Annotated in this window: 20 protein-coding genes; 7 read left to right on the top strand and 13 right to left on the bottom strand. The window is 62.8% G+C overall.

The window, feature by feature from the left end; translation table 11 throughout:
- Window positions 1-65 precede the first annotated feature (65 nt).
- From FJV77_RS31385 to FJV77_RS31360, 6 genes are all read right to left on the bottom strand, one after another.
- The gene (locus FJV77_RS31385; RefSeq protein ID WP_142870211.1) at window positions 66-1,208 is read right to left on the bottom strand and encodes a Gfo/Idh/MocA family oxidoreductase; all 1,143 of its coding nucleotides are present in this window, start codon (window positions 1,206-1,208) and stop codon (window positions 66-68) included.
- A gap of 11 nt (window positions 1,209-1,219) precedes the next feature.
- A complete protein-coding gene (locus FJV77_RS31380; protein ID WP_142870210.1) occupies window positions 1,220-1,966 on the bottom strand; it encodes a sugar phosphate isomerase/epimerase in 747 nt (248 codons plus the stop codon).
- Window positions 1,967-2,048: 82 nt separating this feature from the next.
- Window positions 2,049-3,149, bottom strand: a complete 1,101-nt coding sequence (locus FJV77_RS31375; protein ID WP_142870209.1) for an ABC transporter ATP-binding protein — start codon at window positions 3,147-3,149, stop codon at window positions 2,049-2,051.
- A 5-nt stretch (window positions 3,150-3,154) separates the two neighbouring features.
- Window positions 3,155-4,033, bottom strand: a complete 879-nt coding sequence (locus FJV77_RS31370) for a carbohydrate ABC transporter permease (protein WP_246691443.1) — start codon at window positions 4,031-4,033, stop codon at window positions 3,155-3,157.
- 49 nt (window positions 4,034-4,082) lie between these two features.
- Entirely contained in the window at window positions 4,083-4,976 is an 894-nt protein-coding gene (locus FJV77_RS31365) for a sugar ABC transporter permease (RefSeq protein ID WP_142870207.1), read from the bottom strand.
- Between the two features lie 82 nt (window positions 4,977-5,058).
- On the bottom strand, window positions 5,059-6,297 hold the full coding sequence (locus FJV77_RS31360; protein WP_142870206.1) for an ABC transporter substrate-binding protein: 1,239 nt from the start codon (window positions 6,295-6,297) through the stop codon (window positions 5,059-5,061).
- Between the two features lie 394 nt (window positions 6,298-6,691).
- Here FJV77_RS31360 and FJV77_RS31355 point away from each other — a divergent pair, with 394 nt between their 5' ends.
- On the top strand, window positions 6,692-7,735 hold the full coding sequence (locus FJV77_RS31355) for a LacI family transcriptional regulator (RefSeq protein ID WP_142870205.1): 1,044 nt from the start codon (window positions 6,692-6,694) through the stop codon (window positions 7,733-7,735).
- On the opposite strand, the gene gndA is transcribed toward FJV77_RS31355, so the two are convergent.
- The 7 genes from gndA to FJV77_RS31320 all read right to left on the bottom strand — a co-directional run bounded on the left by gndA (window position 7,732) and on the right by FJV77_RS31320 (window position 14,542).
- Window positions 7,732-9,159, bottom strand: a complete 1,428-nt coding sequence (gene gndA, locus FJV77_RS31350) for an NADP-dependent phosphogluconate dehydrogenase (protein WP_142870204.1) — start codon at window positions 9,157-9,159, stop codon at window positions 7,732-7,734. The two genes, FJV77_RS31355 and gndA, sit on opposite strands and share 4 nt — an antisense overlap.
- Before the next feature lie 257 nt (window positions 9,160-9,416).
- Complete coding sequence (locus tag FJV77_RS31345) at window positions 9,417-10,058, bottom strand: hypothetical protein (RefSeq protein WP_142880205.1); 642 nt, start codon at window positions 10,056-10,058, stop codon at window positions 9,417-9,419.
- 233 nt (window positions 10,059-10,291) lie between these two features.
- Complete coding sequence (locus FJV77_RS31340) at window positions 10,292-11,917, bottom strand: copper resistance CopC/CopD family protein (protein WP_142870202.1); 1,626 nt, start codon at window positions 11,915-11,917, stop codon at window positions 10,292-10,294.
- 53 nt (window positions 11,918-11,970) lie between these two features.
- On the bottom strand, window positions 11,971-12,489 hold the full coding sequence (locus FJV77_RS31335) for a YcnI family protein (RefSeq protein ID WP_142870201.1): 519 nt from the start codon (window positions 12,487-12,489) through the stop codon (window positions 11,971-11,973).
- A gap of 36 nt (window positions 12,490-12,525) precedes the next feature.
- Window positions 12,526-13,065, bottom strand: coding sequence for a copper chaperone PCu(A)C (locus FJV77_RS31330; RefSeq protein WP_142870200.1), 540 nt, complete (start codon window positions 13,063-13,065; stop codon window positions 12,526-12,528).
- A gap of 102 nt (window positions 13,066-13,167) precedes the next feature.
- Window positions 13,168-13,524 carry a DUF2946 family protein gene (locus FJV77_RS31325; RefSeq protein WP_142870212.1) on the bottom strand — a complete coding sequence of 119 codons (357 nt, stop codon included), beginning with the start codon at window positions 13,522-13,524 and terminating at the stop codon, window positions 13,168-13,170.
- A gap of 118 nt (window positions 13,525-13,642) precedes the next feature.
- Window positions 13,643-14,542 carry a GntR family transcriptional regulator gene (locus FJV77_RS31320; RefSeq protein WP_142870199.1) on the bottom strand — a complete coding sequence of 300 codons (900 nt, stop codon included), beginning with the start codon at window positions 14,540-14,542 and terminating at the stop codon, window positions 13,643-13,645.
- A 262-nt stretch (window positions 14,543-14,804) separates the two neighbouring features.
- Here FJV77_RS31320 and FJV77_RS31315 point away from each other — a divergent pair, with 262 nt between their 5' ends.
- The 6 genes from FJV77_RS31315 to FJV77_RS31290 all read left to right on the top strand — a co-directional run bounded on the left by FJV77_RS31315 (window position 14,805) and on the right by FJV77_RS31290 (window position 22,422).
- Complete coding sequence (locus FJV77_RS31315) at window positions 14,805-16,310, top strand: altronate dehydratase family protein (RefSeq protein ID WP_142870198.1); 1,506 nt, start codon at window positions 14,805-14,807, stop codon at window positions 16,308-16,310.
- A gap of 55 nt (window positions 16,311-16,365) precedes the next feature.
- Window positions 16,366-17,364 (top strand): aldo/keto reductase, encoded by a 999-nt coding sequence (locus tag FJV77_RS31310; RefSeq protein ID WP_142870197.1) that lies wholly within the window; start codon window positions 16,366-16,368, stop codon window positions 17,362-17,364.
- Window positions 17,365-17,660: 296 nt separating this feature from the next.
- On the top strand, window positions 17,661-18,653 hold the full coding sequence (locus FJV77_RS31305) for an ABC transporter substrate-binding protein (protein ID WP_142870196.1): 993 nt from the start codon (window positions 17,661-17,663) through the stop codon (window positions 18,651-18,653).
- A 157-nt stretch (window positions 18,654-18,810) separates the two neighbouring features.
- Entirely contained in the window at window positions 18,811-20,364 is a 1,554-nt protein-coding gene (locus FJV77_RS31300) for a sugar ABC transporter ATP-binding protein (RefSeq protein WP_142870195.1), read from the top strand.
- On the top strand, window positions 20,361-21,329 hold the full coding sequence (locus FJV77_RS31295; RefSeq protein WP_142870194.1) for an ABC transporter permease: 969 nt from the start codon (window positions 20,361-20,363) through the stop codon (window positions 21,327-21,329). The genes FJV77_RS31300 and FJV77_RS31295 overlap by 4 nt, the downstream gene beginning before the upstream one ends.
- A 73-nt stretch (window positions 21,330-21,402) precedes the next feature.
- Window positions 21,403-22,422, top strand: a complete 1,020-nt coding sequence (locus tag FJV77_RS31290; protein ID WP_142870193.1) for a zinc-binding alcohol dehydrogenase family protein — start codon at window positions 21,403-21,405, stop codon at window positions 22,420-22,422.
- Window positions 22,423-22,712 lie beyond the last annotated feature (290 nt).

The following is a 22,712-nucleotide window of genomic DNA, read 5'->3' as shown; positions in this document are numbered from 1 at the left end:
GATGCCGGCATAGAGCGCCTTGCCCGAACGCACCGCATGATCGAGCGCGCCGACACCCTTCTACCTCATTTCTGCTTCGCCAACAGCCCTTTTGCGTCCTTGACGCCGAGCGCGGCAGGCCGCTCGCAGGTGGTCTGCATGGCGACGAACTTGCCGGTCTCGCCCGATCGCAACAGCCCGGTCATGACATCGACGGCATGCAGCGCCAGCTCCATCGAGCAGCGGTGCGGCCGACCCTCGGCGATCGCCAGCGCCATGTCGGCAAGGCCGGCGGTGCGGTAATTGGCCATCATGCCCTGGCCGTGCATTTCGTTCGGCACGCCGAACGGATGCTTCCACTTTGGCAGTTTCTTCACCGGCTTGGCCGCCTCGGTGATGCGCACGTCGCCGCCGAAGAAATTCGGATCCGGCACATAGACCGTGCCAGCCTCGCCATAGAGTTCCATCGGCGCATGGCCATGGCTCCAGACGTCCCAACTGGTGTTGAGCGTGATCACCGCGCCGTTCTCGAATTCCAGTAGGCCGTGGATGGTGGTTGGGGTGTTGACCGGGATTTTTTCACCAGCACGCGGCTTCGATGAAATTGTCCGCTCCTTGGCCGGCGTTGTCGCAAAGGCAGCGACCTGTTTCACCGGCCCGATCAATTGGATCAGATTGGTGATGTAGTAGGGTCCGATGTCGAGCACCGGACCCGCACCCGGCTGGAAGAAGAAATCCGGATTGGGATGCCAGTGCTCCATGCCGTGGCCCATCACATGGCAGGTGCCGCTGGTGATCTTGCCGAGCGTGCCATTGTCGATGAGGTTGCGCACCAGTTGATGCGCGCCGCCGAGGAAGGTGTCGGGCGCTGAGCCGATGCGCAGCCCTTTCTTTTCGGCGCGGCTCTTCAGGTCGAGCCCTTCCTTGACCGACAGCACGAACGGCTTTTCCGAGTAGACGTGCTTGCCGGCATCGAGGATCTGCTTCGACACCTCGTAATGCACCGCCGGGATGGTGAGGTTGACGATGATGTCGATGTCGCCGGCCTTGAGCAGCCCATCGACGGTTTCGGCACGCAGCTTGAACTCCTTCGCCCGTGCCTTCGCCGCGTCCATGTTGATGTCGGCGCAGGCGCGCATCTCGATGCCGCGAAACAGCGGCGACAGCGAGAAATACGCTTTCGAGATGTTGCCGCAGCCGATGACGCCGATACCCAGTTTCTTTGCCATGATGGTTGTTCCTAGTAAGCCTTGACAGAAGCGAGCGAGCGGCTGGCGAAGCGCTCGATGTCATTGGGGTTGTCCTGTTCCATGACGTAGTATTTGGCCGGGGTCTTGGCGCGCAGAGCCTTGATCAGGCCGGCCCAGTCGATGGTGCCGTGGCCGACATCGGCCCAGCCATCCTCGTCGAGCCCCTCGCCTGATTTGGCCATGTCCTTGACGTGGACAGCGCTGATGCGCTTGCCGTGCTTTTCGATCCAGGGCAGCGGGTCGACGCCGCCACGGATGACCCAGGCGACGTCCATCTCCCAGCCGATGTCAGGTGCGGCCGACAGGATATGGTCCTGCGGCACCGAGCCGTCGGCGAGCTTCTTGAACTCGAAATCATGGTTGTGCCAGGCAAAGCCGTAGCCGGCCTTTTTTGCCGTTTCGCCGACCTTGGCCAGACGCTCGCCAAAGCCGCGCCAGCCGGCGGCGTCGGCCGGCCGCTGTTCGGCCACGAGATAGGGGCAGATGACCAGCGTGATGCCGAGCGCGTCGGCCGTTTTGCGCACGCCGTCGAAGTCGTTCTCCAGCGCATCGATCGAGAAATGCCCGGTCGGCATCGCAAGCCCGTTCTTGTCGAGTTCGGCGCGGAACGCCTTGGGGTCGTCATAGACGCCGCCGAAGCCTTCGACTTCCTTGTAGCCGACCTTGCCCAGCATTTTGAGGATGCCGTCCCAGGGCAGAAAATTGCGGGCGCTGTAGAGTTGGAATGACCAATTCATCGTCTTTATCCGTTTCTTGGGTGGTTAAGTCGTGGGGGATGCGTTCTTGGGAGGATGGTTTCTTGGGGATGAGGCTCTCGGATTACAGGCGATTGCCGGTCGCCGCATCGAACAGCGAGGCGCGCGCCGGATCGAAACCGAACTGGACCGGGTCGCCGCTCTGCAGCGTCCTTTCCGCCTCGACGCGGAACGAAAGGTTGCGGCCGCCAAGCTTGGTCCACACCAGCGTGTCGGAGCCCATCGGCTCGACGATCTCGACGGAACCGCTGGCGGAAAACGGCATCGACTTCGCCGCGTCACCGAAGGCGATGTGTTCGGGCCGGATGCCGAGCACGCAGGCGCCGGTCGGACGCTCCGTACCGTCGAAGGCATAGCGCTCGAGCGGCACCGCAACACCGTCTGTCTTGAACACCGGGCTAGCCCCCGCCGACAACTCCCCTTCGAGGAAATTCATCGCCGGTGAGCCGAGGAAGCCGGCGACAAACCGGTTGACCGGCCGGTTATAGATCGTCTGCGGCGCGTCGAGCTGCTGGATGACGCCGCCTTTCATCACCGCAATGCGATCGGCCAGTGTCATTGCCTCGATCTGGTCGTGGGTGACGTAGATCATGGTGTTCTGCAGATTGCGGTGCAGAAGCTTGATTTCGACCCGCAGCTCGGCGCGCAGCTTGGCATCGAGATTGGACAGCGGCTCGTCGAACAGGAAGACGTCGACGTCGCGCACCAGCGCCCGCCCGATCGCCACGCGCTGGCGCTGGCCGCCGGACAAGGCGGCCGGCTTGCGCTGCAGCAGCGGCTCGATCTGCAGGATCTCTGCGGCGCGGGCGATGCGCTTGGCGATCTCGTCTTTGGGCACGCCGGCAACGCGCAGGCCAAAGGACAGGTTCTTCTCCACCGTCATTTGCGGGTAGAGCGCGTAGGACTGGAACACCATGCCAATGCCGCGGTCCTTGGGCTCTTCCCAGGTGACGTTTTTGCCCTTGATGAAGATGCGACCGTCGGAGATGTCGAGCAGGCCGGCGATGCAGTTGAGCAAGGTCGACTTGCCGCAGCCCGAGGGACCGAGCAGCACGATGAACTCGCCCTCCGCGACATCGAGGTTGAGCGTCTGCAGCACGGACACAGAGCCGAAATGCAGCGACAGGTCCTGGATCGAAACGCTGGTGCCGTTGGCTGCTGTCATACCCATCACCCTTTCACCGCGCCGGCGGCGATGCCGCGCACGAAAAGCTTGCCCGAGATGAAGTAGACGATGAGTGGCACGAGGCCGGTCAGGATGGTTGCGGCCATGTTGACGTTGTACTCCTTCACGCCTTGCACCGAATTGACGATGTTGTTGAGCTGCACCGTCATCGGATAGGTGTCGGGGCGGGTGTAGACGACGCCGAACAGGAAGTCGTTCCAGATGCCGGTCACCTGCAGGATGATGGCGACGACGAAGATCGGCAGCGACATCGGCGCCATGATGCGCAGGAAGATGCCCCAGAAGCCGGCGCCGTCGACGCGCGCCGCCCGGAACAGCTCTTCCGGCATCGAGGCGAAATAATTGCGGAACAGCAGCGTCAGGATCGGCATGCCGAAGATCGAGTGCACGATCACCAGCCCGCTCAGACTGCCATAGAGGCCGATCTCGCGCAGGATGATGACAATCGGATAGATCATCACCTGGTAGGGGATGAAGGCGCCGACGATCAGGATGACGAAGAACGTGTCGGCGCCCTTGAAGCGCCAGTTGGCGAGCGCATAGCCGTTGACCGAGGCAATCGCGATCGACAGCAGCACCGACGGCACGGTGATGCGCACCGAATTCCAGAAGCCGCGCGAAAGCCCGTCGCAATTGAGGCCAGTGCAGGCCGTCGCCCACGCCTTGACCCACGGCTCGAAAGTAATTTCGAGCGGCGGCGCAAAGATGTTGCCGAGCCGTATCTCGGGCATGCCCTTGAGCGAAGTGACAACCATCACGTAGAGCGGCAGCAAATAGTAGACCGCCATCACGAACAGCGTGCCATAGAGGAAGATGTTGCGGCGCGAGAAGACATGCCGTGGCTTTGGTCCGCTCGGCCCCAAGGCTTCGCGCCCGACGGCGCCTGCGCCGGCGGGCAAGGTGACGGCCGGGTCAGCCACGCTTCTTGCCTCCGAATTCGAGATAGGCCCACGGCACGATGACGATCACCACTGACAGCAGCATCATGGTCGAGGCGGCAAAGCCCTGGCCGAGATTCTGGGCGAAGAACATGTAGTCGTAGACGTACTTCGCCGGCACTTCGGAGGCGATGCCCGGGCCGCCGCTGGTCTGGGCGACGACGAGGTCGTAGACCTTGACGATGCCTGACGCGATGATGACCAGCGTGGTGATGAAGACCGGACGCATCATCGGGATGACGATGAACAGATAGGTCTTCCACATCGGGATGCCGTCGACTCGCGCCGCCTTCCAGATGTCCTCGTCGATGCCGCGCAGGCCGGCCAGCATCAGGCACATGATCAGCCCGGTGCCTTGCCACAGCGCCGCGATCGAAATGCCGTAGATGACGATGCTGGAATTATAGAGCGGGTCGAAGCTGAAGCTCGTCCAGCCGAGGTCCCGCACCACATGCTGGATGCCGAAATCCGGATTGAGCAGCCACTGCCAGACCAGACCGGTGACGATGAAAGAGAGCGCGAACGGATAGAGGAAAATGGTGCGGAACGTGTCCTCGAAACGGATCTTCTGATCCAGCAGTGCGGCAAGCAGAAAGCCGATGACCAGCGAGAACACCAGCGAGATAGCGCCGTAGATCAATAGATTCTCGATCGAGATCAGCCAGCGCGGCGTCGACCACAGCCGGTAATACTGATCGAGCCCGACGAAATTCAGCCGCGGCAAGAGCTTCGAATTGGTGAAGGAATAGAGCACCGTCCACAACGTGCCGCCAACGAAGACCACCGACGCGGTGAGGATCATCGGGATCGAGGCGACCTTCGCATTGAGGTTGCGGAACAGCGGGTTGGGGCGTTCGCTCTTGCTCATCTCGTCAGCCGGCTGGGTAAGGGCGGTGCGGTCCCGGCCCTGCTTGTGGCAAGGCCGGGAGCGAGGTGGATTGCCTCCGACGTCAGTCTGCCGCCGCGATGAGGTCGGCGAAGCGCTTCTGCGCCTCTTCCACCGTCATGTCCGGCTTGGCGAAGAATTCGGCGAAGAGATCTTCCTTCTGCTTCTGGGTGTCCTGCGACATCAACTGGTCCGTCCACGGGATGACGGCACCCTTGGCGAGGATGGCGATGCCCTTCTTCATGCAGTCATTGGCGGCGTTCAAGTCGACGTCGCCGCGTACCGGCAGCGAGCCCTTCTTGAGGTTGAAGGCGACCTGCGTCTTGGGATCGAGCAGCGTTTCGGCCAGCACTTCCTGCGCCTTGGACTTGTCGGCATCCTTGAGCAGCGGGAAGTAGAAAGCATCGCCGCCAGTGGCGATGACTTCGTTCAGGCCGAGACCCGGCAGGCAGGTGTAGTCCTTGCCTGCGACCTTGCCGGCAACCTGGAACTCGCCCTGCGCCCAGTCGCCCATGATCTGGCCGCCGGCCTTGCCGGTGATGACCAGATTGGTCGCCTGGTTCCAGTCCTGCACATTGGTGTTCTTGGCCATCTTGCGGGCATCGTCGGCGGCCTTGAAGACCTTGGCGATCTCGGGACCTGCGGCGAATTTGGCGTCCTTGTCCTTGTAGACCTTGAGGAACGCGTCCGTGCCGCCCACGGCCGCCAGCAGCACGTCGAAGGCGCCGGAGGATTGCCAGGCCTGTCCGCCGACAGCGAGCGGAATGATGCCGGCCTTTTCCAGCGCGGGCGCCGCCGCGACGAATTCATTCCAGTCCTTCGGCAGCGGCACGCCGGCCTTTTCGAAGGCCTCGTTCGACAGCCACAGCCACTGCCAGGAATGGATGTTGACCGGCACGCAATAGATCTTGCCGTCGATGGTGCAGCTGTCGAGCAGGCTCTTCGGCCGCACGATTTCGGTCCACTTGCCCTTGGTGGCGACGTCCGTGAGGTCGCGCATCAGGCCGGCCTGCACCAGCTCTTCGGCCTGCCGGCCGTGGTTGAACTGGGTGGCGCCCATCGGGTCGCCGCCCGTGATGCGGCTGATCATGATCGGCCGCGCGGTGCCGCCGGACCCGGCAATGGCGCCGTCGACCCAGTGATTGCCGGTCGCATCGAAGGCCTTGGCGAGTTCCGCAACCGCCGCCGCTTCGCCGCCCGATGTCCACCAATGGGTAACTTCCAGGTCGGTCGCGGCCGCCGGGCCGGCAAACTGCAGAGCGGCCGTCGCGGCAAAAGCAGCGGTCAAAAGTCCATAGCGCATTTCGGTTCCTCCCAGAATCTGAAACGTTACAGATTTTCGATACGGCAATTGTGCGGTGCGCGCAACCCCTCGCGTAGAGCAGGCTCCAAATTTTTTCGAGGCACGAATAAATTCTCTTCGTGAAATCCGCCGGAAAGCGCAGGGAATTGAGCGCTGCACTGCAAAATCATGCTGCAACGCAAGAAAATGGTCACCGAGCCTGATCTGCCTCACCGCGCCACGACCTCGAAAGCCCTGCTAAAACCATGACTTGGCAGGCTCATTTGGCAGCACGTTGGCAATCTGTAACGTTTCAGTATATTGACGTTAACCAGATCGACTTCCGCGCCGCATCGTCATCAAGGCGGTTGTCGGCGGAACCCATGGCTGCTATGCGCCTGATGGGGCGGGACGAATGGACAGGGACGAGACGGACAAGGACGACGCGGTGTCGGCGCATGAGCGGCCGACGCTGAAGACGCTTGCCTTCATGACCGGGCTTGGCGTCACCACCGTGTCGCGCGCCTTGAAGGATGCGCCCGAGATCGGCGCCGAGACCAGGCGGCGCGTGCAGCTCGTCGCCAGGCAGATCGGCTACCGGCCAAACCGTGCCGGCGTGCGCCTGCGGACCGGCAAGACCAATGTCATCAGCCTGGTGCTCAACACCGAGCGCGAGATCATGAGCTTTGTCTCGGACATCATCTACGGTGTCTCGGAGGTCATTGCCGACACGCCCTATCACCTGATCGTCACGCCCTATTCGCGCTCGCAGGATCCGCTGGATCCGGTGAAGTATCTGGTCGAGACGGGATCGGCCGACGGTGTCATTATCTCACGCACGCAGCCCAATGACCCACGCGCCCGCTACATGCTGGAGCGCGGCATTCCCTTTGCCACGCATGGCCGCACCGATATGGGGCTCGTCCACCCCTATCATGACTTCGACAATTACGCCTTCGCCGCCGAGGCGGTGCGCCATCTGGCCGGCATCGGCCGGCGCCGGCTGGCGCTGGTGACACCGCCTGTGGGGCTCACCTATTACGGCCACACGGTCAACGGCTTTGCTGATGCGCTGGGCGAGGTCGACGCTAGCGAAGTGCGGTTCAATACCGTTTCGATCGATCAGTCGATCGATCAGATCAGGACGCGGACCGCGCAGCTGATGCGCCGCGAGGTCAGGCCGGACGGTTTCGTCAGCAGCGCCGCCGCGGCGACGCTGGCCATCGTCGCCGGCATCGAGGATGCCGGCCTGAAACTCGGCCGCGACGTCGATGTCGTATCCAAACAGTCGTCGGAACTGCTGCATCTATTCCGCCGGGAGCTGCTGGTCGTCAACGAAGACTTCCGCCTGGCAGGCACCGAGCTTGCCCGCGCCGTGCTGGGCTGGATCGGCGGAGCCGCACCTGGCTCACTGCAGACCGTGGTCAAGCCGGGCGAGGTTCTGTCTTATCGGGGTTAATGCCCTGCGCCGCTGCCCCATGGTCCATGGAAAGCCCCCTGCTCGCCTATGCGCTCGAAGCCGTGCGCGCCGAAGAAATCGCGCTGCGCCTGGATCAGGTTCGAAGTGCCGCGGCCCTGGCGATAGCTGTCGAAATAGGCGAGCGCCGAAGCCAGCGCAGGAACCGGCGAGCCGGCTTCGGAAGCCTTGGCGACGATGCGCCGGAGCGACGGATGCGCCTCCTGCATCATGGTGATGAAGGCCGGCGCCATCAAGAGATTGGTGGAAGCGCCGCCGGAGCCGAAGGCTTCCGCCATCGTGTCCAGCATCTGCGAGCGGATGATGCAGCCGGCGCGCCAGATCTTGGCGATGGTCGGCATAGGCAGGTTCCAGTTGAACTCCTTCGAAGCGCCGCTCATCACCGCGAAACCTTGCGCATAGGCGGCGATCTTGCCGGCGAGCAACGCCAGCTCCAGATCCTTCAAAAGAGCGGCCTTGTCGCCAGCAATCTTGGTCACGCCGATATTGCCATAGGCCTTTTCGGCTGCCTGGCGCTCATCCTTGATCGACGACAGGACACGTGCCGCCACCGCCGCCTCGATCGCCGTCGCCGGGATGCCGAGCTGCTGCGCCTCGATAACCGACCATTTGCCGGTGCCTTTCTGGCCGGCGCGGTCGAGGATGATATCGACCACCGGCTTGCCGGTTTTTGGATCGTCGGCGGCCAGAACCTTGGCGGTGATCTCGATCAGGTACGAATCGAGCCGGCCCTTGTTCCAGTCTTCGAAGACCTTGCCGATCTCCTTCGGCCCCATGCCGAGACCGTCACGCAGGATGCCGTAGATCTCGGCGATCATCTGCATGTCGGCATATTCGATGCCGTTGTGGATGGTTTTCACGAAATGCCCGGCGCCGTCGGTGCCGAGCCAGGCCGCGCACGGTTCGTCCTTGAACTTGGCCGAGATCGCGGTCAGCACGCTTTCGACGCGCTTCCAGGATTCTTCGGTACCGCCGACCATGATCGACGGCCCGTGGCGCGCGCCCTCCTCGCCGCCGGACACACCCATGCCGATGAAGGTGAGGCCCGAGCCCGATAGCTCGGAAAAGCGCCGCATCGTGTCGCGGAAATTGGCGTTGCCGGCATCGATGACGATGTCGTTGGCCGACAGTACGCCGCGCAACGCTTCGATCTGTTCATCGACCGGCTTGCCGGCCAGCACCATGATGATGATCGGGCGCGGCGGCCGGATGGCGTCGGCGAGTTCCTCCAGGCTGTAGCAAGGCACCACCCTGTCCCTGAGCGCGCCGGCGCTTTCGAGGAAGGCATCGGTGCGCGCTCTGTTGCGGTTGAAGACGGCGATGCGGTGCCCATGCTCGGCAATGTTGAGCGCCAGGTTGGAGCCCATCGTGCCAAGGCCGATCAGGCCGATTTCGGCTTTTTCCATCGTTTCTTCCCTGCTTTCGGATTTTGTTGAGAGCGCGTTTTGCCGGGATGATTGACGGGCCTTTCGCGCCGCGTCAACCGCCTCGCCGAAAGCGCGTCGCCTGAATCCGCTCAAACGCGACGCACTTTAGGAGGGGGCCACGCCACATTTGATCTGTGACAGGCACTTTGTCGTAATCGATTGCATCCCATTGACGGAGCGGCCAAGCGCGACCTCCCCGGGGGTCAAGTGACGTTCTGACATTGGGTATTATCCACTTACCAGGGACGATAACCAACGCAGCTCCCTGGACGGTACGTGGTCAGGACTGCATCCATGGCTTTACTGTATTCGGAAAAGCCTGGAATGAGGCCCAATTTGATCGCCTGAGCGACACATCTGTCGCCAGCAGCCGAGGAGTTTGCCTGAGAAAGGCAATTTTTCAACTTTGTCATTGAGACTGGAGGGGGAGGTTTGATTGAGCTATAGCTGATCAGGCCAGAACGAATGGATACAACCGTTACACCGCCCTTCCTCCATGTAGCAGGGTCAAAGATGTGGTAGAGATTGCGCTTGTCAGGATATTTTGACGCTGTCGCAGCGTAGATCGTCATGACAAGCACGTTGGCAAATGACCTAACTCCCATATCAACTTTCATATCCGAATCCGGCATCTTGAGCCCTCCCCCAAGCTCAAATGCAAGCTCTGAAAGGGCTTCGCCATCGCCTTCTCGCGCCATGGGCCAAAGCAGCGCCCACTGGTTTTTACATTGGTTTTTGAAGTAGGCGTCTGTGGCAAGCTTCAGACGCTCCTCACGGGTCAAAGTCGACGCCGCGCTTGATTTACCTGTGAGGTCGCATCCGCAGACAAGGGAAAAGACCAGAAGACCGCAACATACTTTCACAATAAAGCGGATCAATACGACCGCCCTGCTAGTGAACGAAACCTGTGACGCACCGATAGTGTTGGACACTATATCAGCACCTTGTCGTCGAATACATCGTAGCGCGTGAGCGCGAAAGCCTCGATCATCACGAGAGTTTCCTGTCCTTCATCAGCAGAGCGCCTGTCGTTGTTCAGCAGTATCGCCCCGATCCCGGGCATCTCAAAGCATTAGTAAAAACCAATGAACCGCACAAGGCGACCCGCAGCTTAGTCGGCGCGGATATCGATCGGCGCTTCGATCTTCACCACCTCGAAGTCCGAGACGAGGATATCGAGCCGCGCCGTCCACCGGCCCGGAAGCGGGATAACGAGATTGTCGACGCGCCAGGTGCCGTCGCCGGGCTTGGTCGCCGGACGCTTGATCGGTTCGATGCCGGAATCGGGCTTCGACAGCACCAGCGTCACCTCCTTGGCGTCGAGCGGTCCGAAATCGCCGGTCATGATGACGATGGAGGCGGTGACCTCCCCGGTATGGCCGGGCGCGATCTCGATGTCGGCCATTGCCTTCAGCGCGTGGATGTGGATCGACGCTGGCTGCGCAGCGGCGATGGCCAGCGCGCGTGGTGGCGGCGTGAAGCGCCAGCCGGCGGCAACGCCGAAGATCAGGAGCACGATCAGCATTTCAACCGAGATCGAGCGGGTGAGCCGGCGCCGCACTTCCGTCGCTCCGGCCTCGGCCAAGGCGGTGAGCCGCCAGCGATTGACCGCCGCCAGCGTGAACAGAAATACCAGCAGCGCCAGCTTGATCAGCAGCAGCCGGCCATAGGCGGTGTCGACCAGCGCCGCTGGCGTCTGCACCTGGATGATGGCGAGCACGATGCCCGCGGCGGCAAGCATCACCACCACAGGCAGGATCGTGCGTGAAAACCGCCGCAGGAACGCGCCGGCCTCCGCCGATTGGCTGTTCAGCGCCAAACCGAGCGGCAGCAGCGCTCCGGCCCAGAAGGCGATGCCGGCGCCGTGCAGGAACACCATCGGCCGCGTCAGCCATTGCGGCTCGGCAGCACTCGCATGGCCGCTGGCGGCAAGGGCGGCGCCGACACCCACAAGTCCGGCAAGCGCCAGCGGCCTGGCGCCGGTGCGCGGCCCGGCCAGCGACAAAAGACCAAGCCCGAGTGCCGCCAGCGAAATCAGCACCGTCCAGCCGAAGCTGGTGCCGAGCCCGGTCCGCCAGACCACCGGTTGCGCCAGCCGGGCGAGTGGCGCACCCAGCGCATCCAGCCCCTGGAACCCGAGCGACAGGGGCGCTGCGACCAGGCCGCACAGGATTGCGGAAATGACGAAACGCTGGCCCCAGCGCACGCCTTGCGCCAGCCAGGTCAACGCAAAGGCGCCGCCGACGCCGAGGAAAAGCCCGATGTAGAGAAGAACCTTGCCGGTCCAGATCGCTGACCGCAAATCCAGGTCGACGGCCTCCGCCACCGCCGGCGCTTGGCTTGGCGCACCGACGGAAAACAGCACCGAGCCGCCGACCGGATGGCCGTCGGCGGAAATCACCCGCCAGCTCAACACATGTGTGCCCGACCCGAGCTTTTGCGGATTGTCGATTGCCACCGTCTGGTCGTCGAGGCGAAAGGAGGTCAGCGCGACAGGCGTACCGTCGGGCCGCACCAGGGTCAGCACCAACGGCGACACCGGCTCGCTGAAGGTCAGCGAAAATTGCGCAGGCGCTTGCGCCAGTACCGCACCGTCGGCCGGTTCGGCCTTGATCAGCGCCGCATGGGCAAGGGCCTGGTTTGGCGTGGCGAGGACGGCAAGAAGCAGGATCGCGGCCAGCAGGCCGAAGCACCTTCCGACTGTCCGTTCTATCCGCTGGAAATAGACCACGCTCATGCCACCTACCGAAACAGCGGCGCGCCGCTTAAAAGCAGCGCGCCACCAATGCATCACTTCTTGGGCAGCAGGTTGAGGCCGGGCGCCGGATCTTCCAGCGCATCCTCATCCTGGCCGGTTGCCGGAATCTCTATCCAACGCGTGGTGGCGCCTTCGCATTCCTGCACCACCGGAAAATAGATCTTCTGGCCGGCCGGCAGATCGGCGGCCAGCGTGCCGCGGAAGACGAACTCGTCATAGAATTCATCCGGCAGGTTGCCGCCGCTCCAGTCGACTTCCTTCACGCCCGACGTCACCGCCTCGCCATAGGGCTGGTAGGACTTCTCGTACTTGCCGTTCTTGACCTGCAGCGTCCAGCCGGGCTTCGGCATCGGCTTCACCGCGATCACCCCTTCCGGGATCTGCACGCGCACGGCAATCGTCGCCTTGCCGTCGCAGCCATGCGGCACCCGCAGCACGGCCTTGTAGGTCGAGCCGACCGCGGCCTCCTGCGTCTCGAGCGTAATATGGGCGAAGGCGGCACTTGTCCCCAGGACGAGACACGCAGCAGCCGGCAAAAGATATTTGTTCATGATAGTCCCTCTCGAAAATCGCCTGGCAATAGTTGGTCAGTCGTTGTCTTCCTGGGGCGGTGCGCTTCCGATGGCTTGCACGGCGAACTCGACGGCTACTGTTCCTGCCTTCTCGAAGGTCAGGGTGGCGGCAAACATCTGGCCCTCTTTGGGCGGCTGCTTCAGATCCATGAACATTATGTGGTAGGCGCCCGGACCGAGCGTGACCTTGCCGCCGGCCGGGATTTCCAGACCGCCTTCGACCGGGCGCATGGTCATGACGCCGTCCTTCACCCCCATTTCATGCAGTTCGGCCTTTGCCGAAATGTCGGAGGAAATCGACAGCAGCCGGTCCGGCGCACTGCCCTTGTTGACGATGGTGAAGTAGCCGCCGGCAACTTTGGCGCCGGCCGGCGTGGCACGCGACCAGGGATGCTCGATCTCGATGTCGCCGGCCTTGAACTCATGCGCAAGGACGGAGTGGGCGCCGACGAGCAACAGCGCGAAGGCGAAGACGGCGCTGCCGAGACGCTGCTCGATCGTGCGGCAGAAAGACGTGCTGCGACGCAATGCGACGGCACGAAGAAAACGGGACATGGGGAAACTCCATGAATATGAGGTCGCGCCGTTGCCGGTCGCGAACGATGTCGGTGATTGGATGATTGGCGCTCGCGCAGGTTACGCGAGATGCCGCCGTTTTCAGGCCGTAAGCGGCGGCGCGCGCGGATTGGCCGGAGAACGTTCGCGCGTAACATCGGGATGCCTGACAGAAGCAAGCACGAAAGCCACGGTCTCGAAGGACAGGCTGACCGGCCCGATGCCGACACCGGGCGGCGGCGCATAGGCAACCGAGGCCATGCTGCAGCCAAGCATGCAGCATGCCGGCATATGCTGCTGGTGCGGATCGCCGCCGGGAAGCTGGACCGCTCCCTCATGGGTGCAGATGACGTTGCCGAAGGCGTCGAGCTGCGAGACATGCGGCGCCGTGCCGAAAGCAAAGGCGCCGAGCGTCGACTGGAGCAGCAATACACAACCCGCGACAAACGCGGCCGTTATGCTCCATCTTTGGCGCCGGATGTTCAAGAACCTGCCTCTTCACGCAGCAACAGCAGATACCTAGCACGCGCTATGCGGCCCGAAAATCGCCAAATCATCGCTGCGGCAACGCGGCGCGTTAAGAAGCGATCCGACGGGTTTCCGGAATCGAGGTCAGCAACGTGTTGCGCGCCGACTTCAGATGTTTGCGGCAGGCAACGTCGACCTTGCCGAGATCGCGCGATTTCAGCGCCGCGATATAGGCGAGATGCTCGCTCACCGCGACTTCATTGCGCTCGCGCTCCTGCGCCTTGTTCCACTGGTAGTGGTAGTGGAAGATCATGGCGATGACGTCGTAGAAATCGACGATGAAGCGGTTGTGCGAGGCGCGGTGGATCAGCCGGTGAAAGCGCTCGTCGAGCTCCGAGAATTCGTTGAAGCGGGTGGTGATCTCGCTGGCCAGTAGCCGGTGCTCGTCCTCCAGGCTGTCGAGATCGGCCCACACCGGGCTGTCTTGCGGCAGCGCCGCAAAGGCCGCCGCCGAGCGTATCTCGAACATCTCGCGGATTTCGGTGAGTTCGAGCGCGAAGGCGCGCGTAAAACCCTTCAGCACCCAGTGGCTGTTGCGCCGCTTCTCGATCAGGCCGAAGCGGGAGAATCGGATCAGGAATTCGCGCACGCTGGTGGTGCCGACGCCGATCTCGCGCGCCAGTTCGAGCTCGTTGATCTGCATGCCGGCCTCGGCGCCGCCGGCGAGCAGCCTGCGCATGAACGAGCGCTCGATGATCTGCGCCAGCGTGTCGGTCTCCTCCTCGGGGAAGAAATCGTCCGGCTTCGGCGCCCTGAGCACGGTCTTGCTGCGCTTGTTCCAGGCGATAAGCCCGGTCTCTTCCATGCGCGCCAGAATGGTGCGCACGGTGGTGCGGCTGACGCCGAGCAGAGTGCCCAACTCCGGCTCGGACGGCAGGCTCTGCGTTTCATCGAGCAGCCGCAGACCCCTGTTGTAAGCATCCTTGTAGACGTTGTTGCTCTTCGACATCCCTGCCCCGTTGCGCGCCGGCGCTTGCTGCGGCTGGCTTGAAGCGCGGTATCATAGATGTTTTCTTGCGCATGACCCGGCAAAGCAAAACGCTTTGCGTGTCAGACGCGGCTCCCTACAACCCACGCTTCCATCGGATGCATGGTCTCCTCCTGAAAAAACAATTGACGCACAAATGTTTTTTCCCGATAAAAGACATTATATGGAAACAGACGCGTGTCAATCCGCGCATCCCCCCAGGAACAGACCCAGGAAACTGCCCGTGAACGCCTCGAACAGCATTCTTCTGTCCCCCGCCGACAATGTCGCGGTCGCCAATGGCCGCATCGAGATCGGCTCCGCTCTGCCCGGCGGCGCCGTCGCCACGGCCTTGATCGAGCCCGGCCACAAGGTGGCGATCAAGCCTATCGCTGCCGGCGAAGCGGTGGTCAAGTATGCGCAGGCGATCGGCCGCGCGACGCAGGACATCGCGCCCGGCGAGCACGTCCATTCGCACAATCTGGTTTTCGAGAGCGGCCGCCTGCCGGTGGTGCCGCCAAGCGAGGCTGAGCACGCGACGGAAGCCGATCGCGCCCGCACCTTCATGGGCTACCGGCGCGCCGATGGGCGCGCCGGCACCCGCAACTTCATCGGCATCATTGCCAGCGTCAATTGTTCGGCCACCGTCTGCCACGCCATTGCCGACGAGGCCAACCGCGTGCTCTTGCCGAAATATCCGGGGATCGACGGCTTCGTACCGATCGTCCACGGGCAGGGCTGCGGCATGAGCGCCACCGGCGACGGCATGATGGTGCTGCACCGCACGCTCGCCGGCTATACCCGCCATCCGAATTTCGGCGGCGTGCTGATGGTCGGCCTCGGCTGCGAGGTCAACCAGCTCACCCTTTACGGCCAAAAGGGTGCGGCCGCCGGAAAACGCCATTTCAACATCCAGGACGCCGGCGGCTCGCGCAAATCGGTGGAGAAGGCGATGGGCGTGCTCGCCGAGATCGCCGAGGAAGTCGGCCAGTTGCAGCGTGAGCCGATCCCGGTCAGCGAGATCGTCGTCGGCCTGCAATGCGGCGGCTCCGACGGCATGTCGGGCATCACGGCCAATCCAGCACTTGGTGCGGCCGTCGACATCCTGGCCGGCGTTGGCGGCATCGGCATCCTGTCCGAGACGACGGAGATCTATGGCGCCGAGCATCTGCTCGCCTATCGCGCGGCAACGCCGGAGATCGCCAAGAAGCTCGACGGTTTCGTCAAGTGGTGGGAAGATCACGTCGCCAAGCATGGTGCCTCGATCGACAACAACCCTTCGCCCGGCAACAAGCGCGGCGGCCTGACCACCATTCTGGAGAAGTCGCTGGGCGCGGTTGCCAAGGGCGGCCAGACGCCACTCAACGGCGTCTTCGGCTACGCCGAGAAGGTCACCGGCAGCGGCCTGGTGTTCATGGACACGCCCGGCTACGACCCGGTCTCGGCGACCGGCCAGGTGGCGGGCGGTGCCAACATCATCGTCTTCACCACCGGGCGCGGCTCCTGCTTCGGCTGCCGGCCGACGCCGTCGATCAAGGTCGCCACCAACTCGACCATGTACCACCAGATGGAAGAGGACATGGACGTCAATTGCGGCGTCATCGCTTCGGGTGAAAAGACCATCGCCGGCATGGGCCGTGAGCTCTTCGAACTGATCGTCGAGACGGCGTCGGGCCGCAAGACCAAGAGCGAGGCGTTCGGCTACGGCGACAACGAGTTCGTGCCGTGGCACCTCGGCGCAACGCTCTAAAACACTGACCAAAAACTGCGGGCAGCAAAAGTGAGTCCGCAAGGGGAGGCTTTGGATGGACAAACGCCGCATCGGCACGACTGCGCTCGAGGTCACCGAGATAAGCTTCGGCGGGGCGGCGATCGGCGGCCTCTACCGGGCCTGCCCGCGCGAGGCGGCGATGGAGACGCTGCAGACCGCCTGGGAGGCCGGCCTGCGCTATTTCGACACCGCGCCCTTCTATGGCTTCGGCCTGTCGGAACGGCGGACCGGTGATTTCCTGCGCTACAAGCCGCGAGACTCCTATGTGCTGTCGACCAAGGTCGGGCGCCTGTTTCGCCCCGTGCCGGAAGATCAGGTTCCCGATCATTCCTATGTCGATCCGCTGCCTTTCGCGCTCGACTACGACTATTCCTATGACGGCATCATGCGCTCGGTCGAGTTCTCCTATGCGCGGCTCGGGCTAAACCGGATAGACATCCTGTTTGTTCACGACATCGGCACCTACACGCATGGTGTCGAGAAGACGAAAGTGCATTTTCGCCAGCTGATGGATGGCGGCTTGAAGGCGCTGGAAGAGCTGAAATCGTCCGGCGTCATTTCCGCCTACGGGCTCGGCGTCAACGAGGTGCAAATCTGCCTCGACGTGCTGCGCGAAGCCCCGCTCGACTGCATCCTGCTCGCCAGCCGTTATTCGCTGCTCGATCGCTCGGCCGAGGCCGACCTTTTGCCGCTCTGCCGGCAGCGCCAGACTTCGCTGATCATCGGCGGCGTCTTCAACTCCGGCATCCTGGCGACCGGCCCCGTACATGGCGCTCATTTCGACTATCTGCCGGCGACGCAGGACATACTCGAGCGCGTCGGCGCGATGGAGAAAATCGCCACCGAGGGTGGCTATCCGCTGGCGGCGGCCGCGCTGCAGTTCCCGTTGCACGAACCGGTCGTGGCCAGCGTACTGACCGGAACAGCCAAAGCCGCCAATCTGACACGCAATCTCGACCTGTTCGACGTCGAGGTGCCGCAAACGGAATTCGCAAAATATGCTCCTTACACCGTCGTTCAGGAACTCGGATGACGACGATCACGTGATTCTCAGGAAAGAATGAACATTCCATATTGACTAGATGATGGAATTAATATTCCATAACAATCAAGGAGGATCGGGAGCGTCTGGACGTGGCATTGAGGATCGGCAAGGAGGCTTCTCCGCCGAGCCATGCGCAGGCCGATATGAAACACCGCTTGCGTCGGCTGGATCGATGCACTATCAAAAAGCGGCAACTGTTTTTTATTGATAAAGTTCTGTTTGGCCCACGCCTATCCGAATGGAGCTTCCGTAACCTTCACCGGGCGATCTAGGGAGGATTCCTAATGAAATTCGTGACCAGCATTCTCAACCGCCGTTCACTTGTTGCGCTTGCAGCCGCCTCGATGCTTGCCGGCGCGCTGCACTCGGCGCCGGCTTCGGCGGCGGATGTGACCATTCCGATCATCGTCAAGGACACCACGTCCTTCTATTGGCAGATCGTTCTTGCCGGCGCCCGCAAGGCCGGCAAGGATCTCGGCGTCAATGTGCCGGAACTAGGCGCCCAGGCTGAGACCGACGTCAACGGCCAGATCTCGATCCTCGAGAACGCCGTCGCCGGCAACCCGGCCGCCGTCGTCATCGCGCCGACCGAAGCCAAGGCGCTCGGCAAGCCGATCGACGAGGCCGCATCCAAGGTCAAGGTCATCGGCATCGACTCCGGCGCCGACTCCAAGGCCTTCACCTCGTTCCTGACCACCGACAATGTACAGGGCGGACGCGTCGCCGCTGACGGTCTCGCAGCGGCCATCGGCGCCGCCAATGGCGGCAAGGTCGAGGGCAAGGTTGCGCTGATCACCGCGCTTCCCGGCGCCGGCTCGCTCGAGCAGCGCGCCCAGGGCTTCAAGGAACAGCTCAAGGCCAAATATCCAGGCCTCGAATTGATCGCCGACAAATACGCCGACGGTCAGGCCACCACCGGCCTCAACATCGCCACCGACCTGATCACCGCCAATCCGGATCTGAAGGGCATCTTCGCGTCCAACCTGATCATGGCGCAGGGCGTCGGCCAGGCGATCGCCGAGAACAACCTTGCCGGCAAGGTCGGGCTGATCGGCTTCGACAGCGACGAGAAGCTGATCAAGTTCCTCAACGATGGCGTCATTTCCGGCCTCGTCGTCCAGGATCCGTACCGGATGGGCTATGACGGCATCAAGACGGCGCTCGCAGCCTCGAAGGGCGAGAAGGTGGAGGCCAACGTCGACACCGGCGCCAATCTGGTGACCAAGGACAACATGAAGGACCCGAAGATCGACGCGCTGCTCAATCCGAAGCTCTGAGCGATCGCATCCCGAATTGTTTCCGGGGCATCGTGCCCCGGAAACGACCGCCGCCACAAGCGGCTTGGCAATCAGCCGGCTTTGGCTAGGCTGCATGAAAAGACGGTCACACAGCCTCGCCGCGTGCCAATCGTGAGGCCAATCTGGGAGGATTGTCATGACGTCGACGGTGCAGGAACTGCATCCACACCCGGTGCTGGAGCCCGGCAGGACGATCCTCGAATTGCGCGGACTGGAAAAACGATATCCCGGTACGCATGCGCTGAAGCCGGTGAACCTCGCCTTCAAGTCAGGTGAGATCCACGCCATCGTCGGCGAGAACGGTGCCGGCAAATCCACCCTGATCAAGCTTCTGACCGGCGTCATCCCGCGCACCTCCGGAGAGGTCATCTGGGAGGGCAAACCGGCGGCGCTGGCGACCCCGCATGAGGCGATGGCGCTTGGCATCAACGCGGTGCACCAGGAAGTCGTGCTCTGCCGCCATCTCACCGTCGCCGCCAACATGTTCCTCGGCGAGGAGAATTCCCGCTTCGGCATCCTGCAGCAGCGCGCCATGGTCAAGGAGGCGCAGAAGATCATCGACGATCTCGGCTTCGACTTGCCGGCGCATGTCACATTGGGTGATCTGACCATCGGCCAGCAGCAGCTGATCGCCGCCGCCCGCGCCACCGTGCGGGGCACCAAATTCCTGATCTTCGACGAGCCGACCGCCTACTTGACCCGCAAGGAGGCCGACCAGCTCTTCACCCTGATCCGCCGGCTGAAGGGTGAAGGCGTGACCATCATCTACATCAGCCACCGTATGGAGGAAGTCTTCGAGCTCGCCGACCGCGTTTCGGTGCTGCGCGACGGCACGCTGGTCGGCACCCGCGACATCGCCGAGACCAACGATGCCGAGCTGGTCAAAATGATGATCAACCGCTCGATTGAGCAGATCTACCACAAGGAACATTTTACTCCTGGCGCCGCGATCATCGAGACGAAGAGCCTGTCCGGCAAGGGCTTCGAAAACGTGTCGATGACGGTCCGCGCCGGCGAGATCGTCGGGCTCTACGGCCTGATCGGCGCCGGGCGCAGCGAATTCGTCACCACGGTCTATGGCCGCCATCACAAGTCCGCCGGTCAGGTCTTTTGGGAAGGCAAGCAGGTTCACATCAATTCCGAGCATAACGCGATCAAGCTCGGGATGGCGCTGGCGCCGGAAAGCCGCCGCGACCAGGGCCTATGTCTCAATCTGCCTGTCGGTCTCAATCTCAACCTGCCGATCTACAAGCGCATCTCGAACAACCTCCTGATCTCCGCCGCGCAGGAAAAGACCCAGGCCGACCGCCAGATCGCCGATCTCAGGATCAAGACGCCGACGCGCCATGCGCTTGCATCCAGCCTGTCCGGGGGCAATCAGCAGAAGATCGTCATCGGCAAATGGCTGGCGCATGGCGCCAAGCTGTTCATCTTCGACGAGCCGACGGTCGGCGTCGATGTCGGCACCAAGGCCGAGATCTACCGCCTGTTCAGCGCGCTCTTGTCGAAGGGCGCCGGCATCATCCTGATCTCGTCCTACCTGCCGGAAGTCTATGAACTGGCCGACACGCTGCACGTGTTCCGCCGCGGCAAGCTGGTGGCCACACATGGGTTCCGCACCGCCGATCACGAGGAAATTCTCACACAGGCGCTCGCCGAGAAACAAGAAAAGCCGGGAGGAAAGATATGAGCACCGAGGCTATCCCCGCCGAAAAATCCAAGCGCAACTATAACGCCCTGTTCGGGCTGACGTTGCTGGCACTGCTGGTGCTGTTGTGGGTCATCCTGTCGCTGGCAACGTCGAGCTTCGCCTCGGCCAACAACATCTCGAACCTTTTGCGTCAAGGTTCGATGATCGCCATCCTGGCCGTCGGCCAGACCTTCGTCATCATCACCGGCGGCATCGATCTTTCCGTCGGCGCTGTGGTCGGTTTCGCCACCGTCATCGCCGCGATGCTTATCAATGCCGGCATACCGGTTTTCCTTGCCATCCTGATCACTTTGCTGGTCGGCGTCGCCATCGGCCTGTTCCACGGCTTCGGCATCGTCAAGATGGGCCTGCCGCCATTCATCATCACGCTGGCAACGCTGACATCCTTGCGCGGCATCGGCCTGTTGATGACCAACGGCAACTCGATCTCCATCAACAACGATGCCTTCCAGGAATTCTCGCGCAACTCCTTCCTCGGCGTCCCCAACCTGTTCTGGATGGTGATCCTGGTCGGCATTCCGGCCTACGTCTTCCTGCATCACAGCCGCTGGGGCCGTTATCTCTTTTCGGTCGGCTCAAACGCCGAGGCCTCGCGCCTGTCCGGCGTCAATGTCCAGCGCACCATCTACATGGCCTACACGCTGTCGGGCCTTTGCGCGGCGTTCGTCGGGGTTCTGCTGGCCTCGCGCATCGGCATTGGCAACCCGACGCAAGCCGAGGGTTGGGAATTGCAGGCCATCGCTTCTTCGGTCATCGGCGGCACCTCGCTGTTCGGCGCGGTCGGCTCGGTGCACGGCCCGCTGCTCGGCGCTTTCATCCTTGCCACCATCAACAACGGCGCCAACCTGCTCAACGTCAACGCCTTCTGGCAGCGCATCATCACTGGCGTGCTGATCATCGTCATCGTCTATTTCGACGGCCTGCGCCGCCGCGGCGGCAAGTAGCGACAAACCGAAATCGATCGCCGGCCCTGTCATGGAAACGGGCCGGCGATTTCATGAGAGACTGGATTGAAGCATGAAAGCCGTCGTCTGCCGCTCGCCCGGCGAGCTTGTCCTGGAAGACCGCGCCGCACCTGGCGCACCGCCTGCCGGCTGGGCGCTGGTGGCGGTCAGTCATGTCGGCATCTGCGGCACCGACTACCACATCTTCGAGGGCAAGCACCCGTTCCTCGCCTACCCGCGCATCATGGGCCATGAAGTGTCGGGCACCATCGTCGAGGCCGGTGAAGGCGTCGAACTCGCCGTCGGCGAGCCCGTCATTATCAACCCCTATCTCGCTTGCGGCAAATGCATCGCCTGCCGGCAGGGCAAGCCCAATTGCTGTGTGCGGATCGAAGTGCTCGGCGTGCACCGCGACGGCGCCATGGCCGAGCAGATCCTGGTGCCGGCTGAAAATCTTTATCCGGCAAACGGCCTGTCGTTGGCCGACGCCGCGGCTGTCGAATTCCTGGCCATCGGCGCGCATGCCGTGCGCCGCGCGCGGGGCGAGTCAGGCGCCCGCACACTGGTCATCGGCGCAGGGCCGATCGGGCTTGGCACGGCGATCTTCGCCCGCATTGCCGGGCTCAATGTCAGCCTGCTCGACATGAGCACGGAGCGGCTGGATTTTGCCAAAGGCGAACTCGGCTTCGCCACGCTCGACGGCTCGCAAAAAGCGGCAGCCGAACTGGTGCGCGATGCAACCGGCGCCGAAGGCTTCGACGTGGTTTTCGACGCCACCGGCAACACCGCCTCGGTGCAATCTGCCTTCGCCCACGTCGCGCATGGCGGCATGCTGGTTCTGGTCAGCGTCGTCAAGGACGACATCGTCTTTTCCGATCCGGAATTCCACAAGCGTGAGATGACCTTGGTCGGCAGCCGCAATGCGCTGAAGGCCGACTTCGACCACGTCGCCGCCTCCATCCGCAACGGCGCCGTGCCGCTGACGAAACTCGTCACCCATCGCACCACGCTGGCCGGCACGCCGCACGATCTCGCCCGCTGGGCGCATGAGAAATCCGGGCTGATCAAGGCTGTTATTGAGGTGGGGTCATAACATAGCAGGTGATAAATCCCGCCCGAATTAACCACGCCCCGCGCAGGTCGACCCCCACTCCGTCGAGCTTCGCTCGACACCCTGCCGGGGCGAGCCACGGGTCTCGCCCGTCCTCGGACCCCCCGATCGACGGGGGAGGAATGGCGCGAGCTTAGCAAGGCGGGCTCCCTTCCTCTCCCTCCGGAGGGGGGAGAGGTGGCTCGGCGAAGGCGGGGTAGTGTACTGAGAGTTCTGCAAATTCGCTGAGAGAGGGCGGTCATGGCAGGCTGGTGATTGTTCACGTCACCTGA

The sequence above is a fragment of the Mesorhizobium sp. WSM4306 genome (assembly GCF_007003975.1).
Classification (GTDB): Bacteria; Pseudomonadota; Alphaproteobacteria; order Rhizobiales; family Rhizobiaceae; genus Mesorhizobium.
Note: the sequence above shows the minus strand (reverse complement) of the source record. Positions and strands in the feature narration are given on the sequence as shown.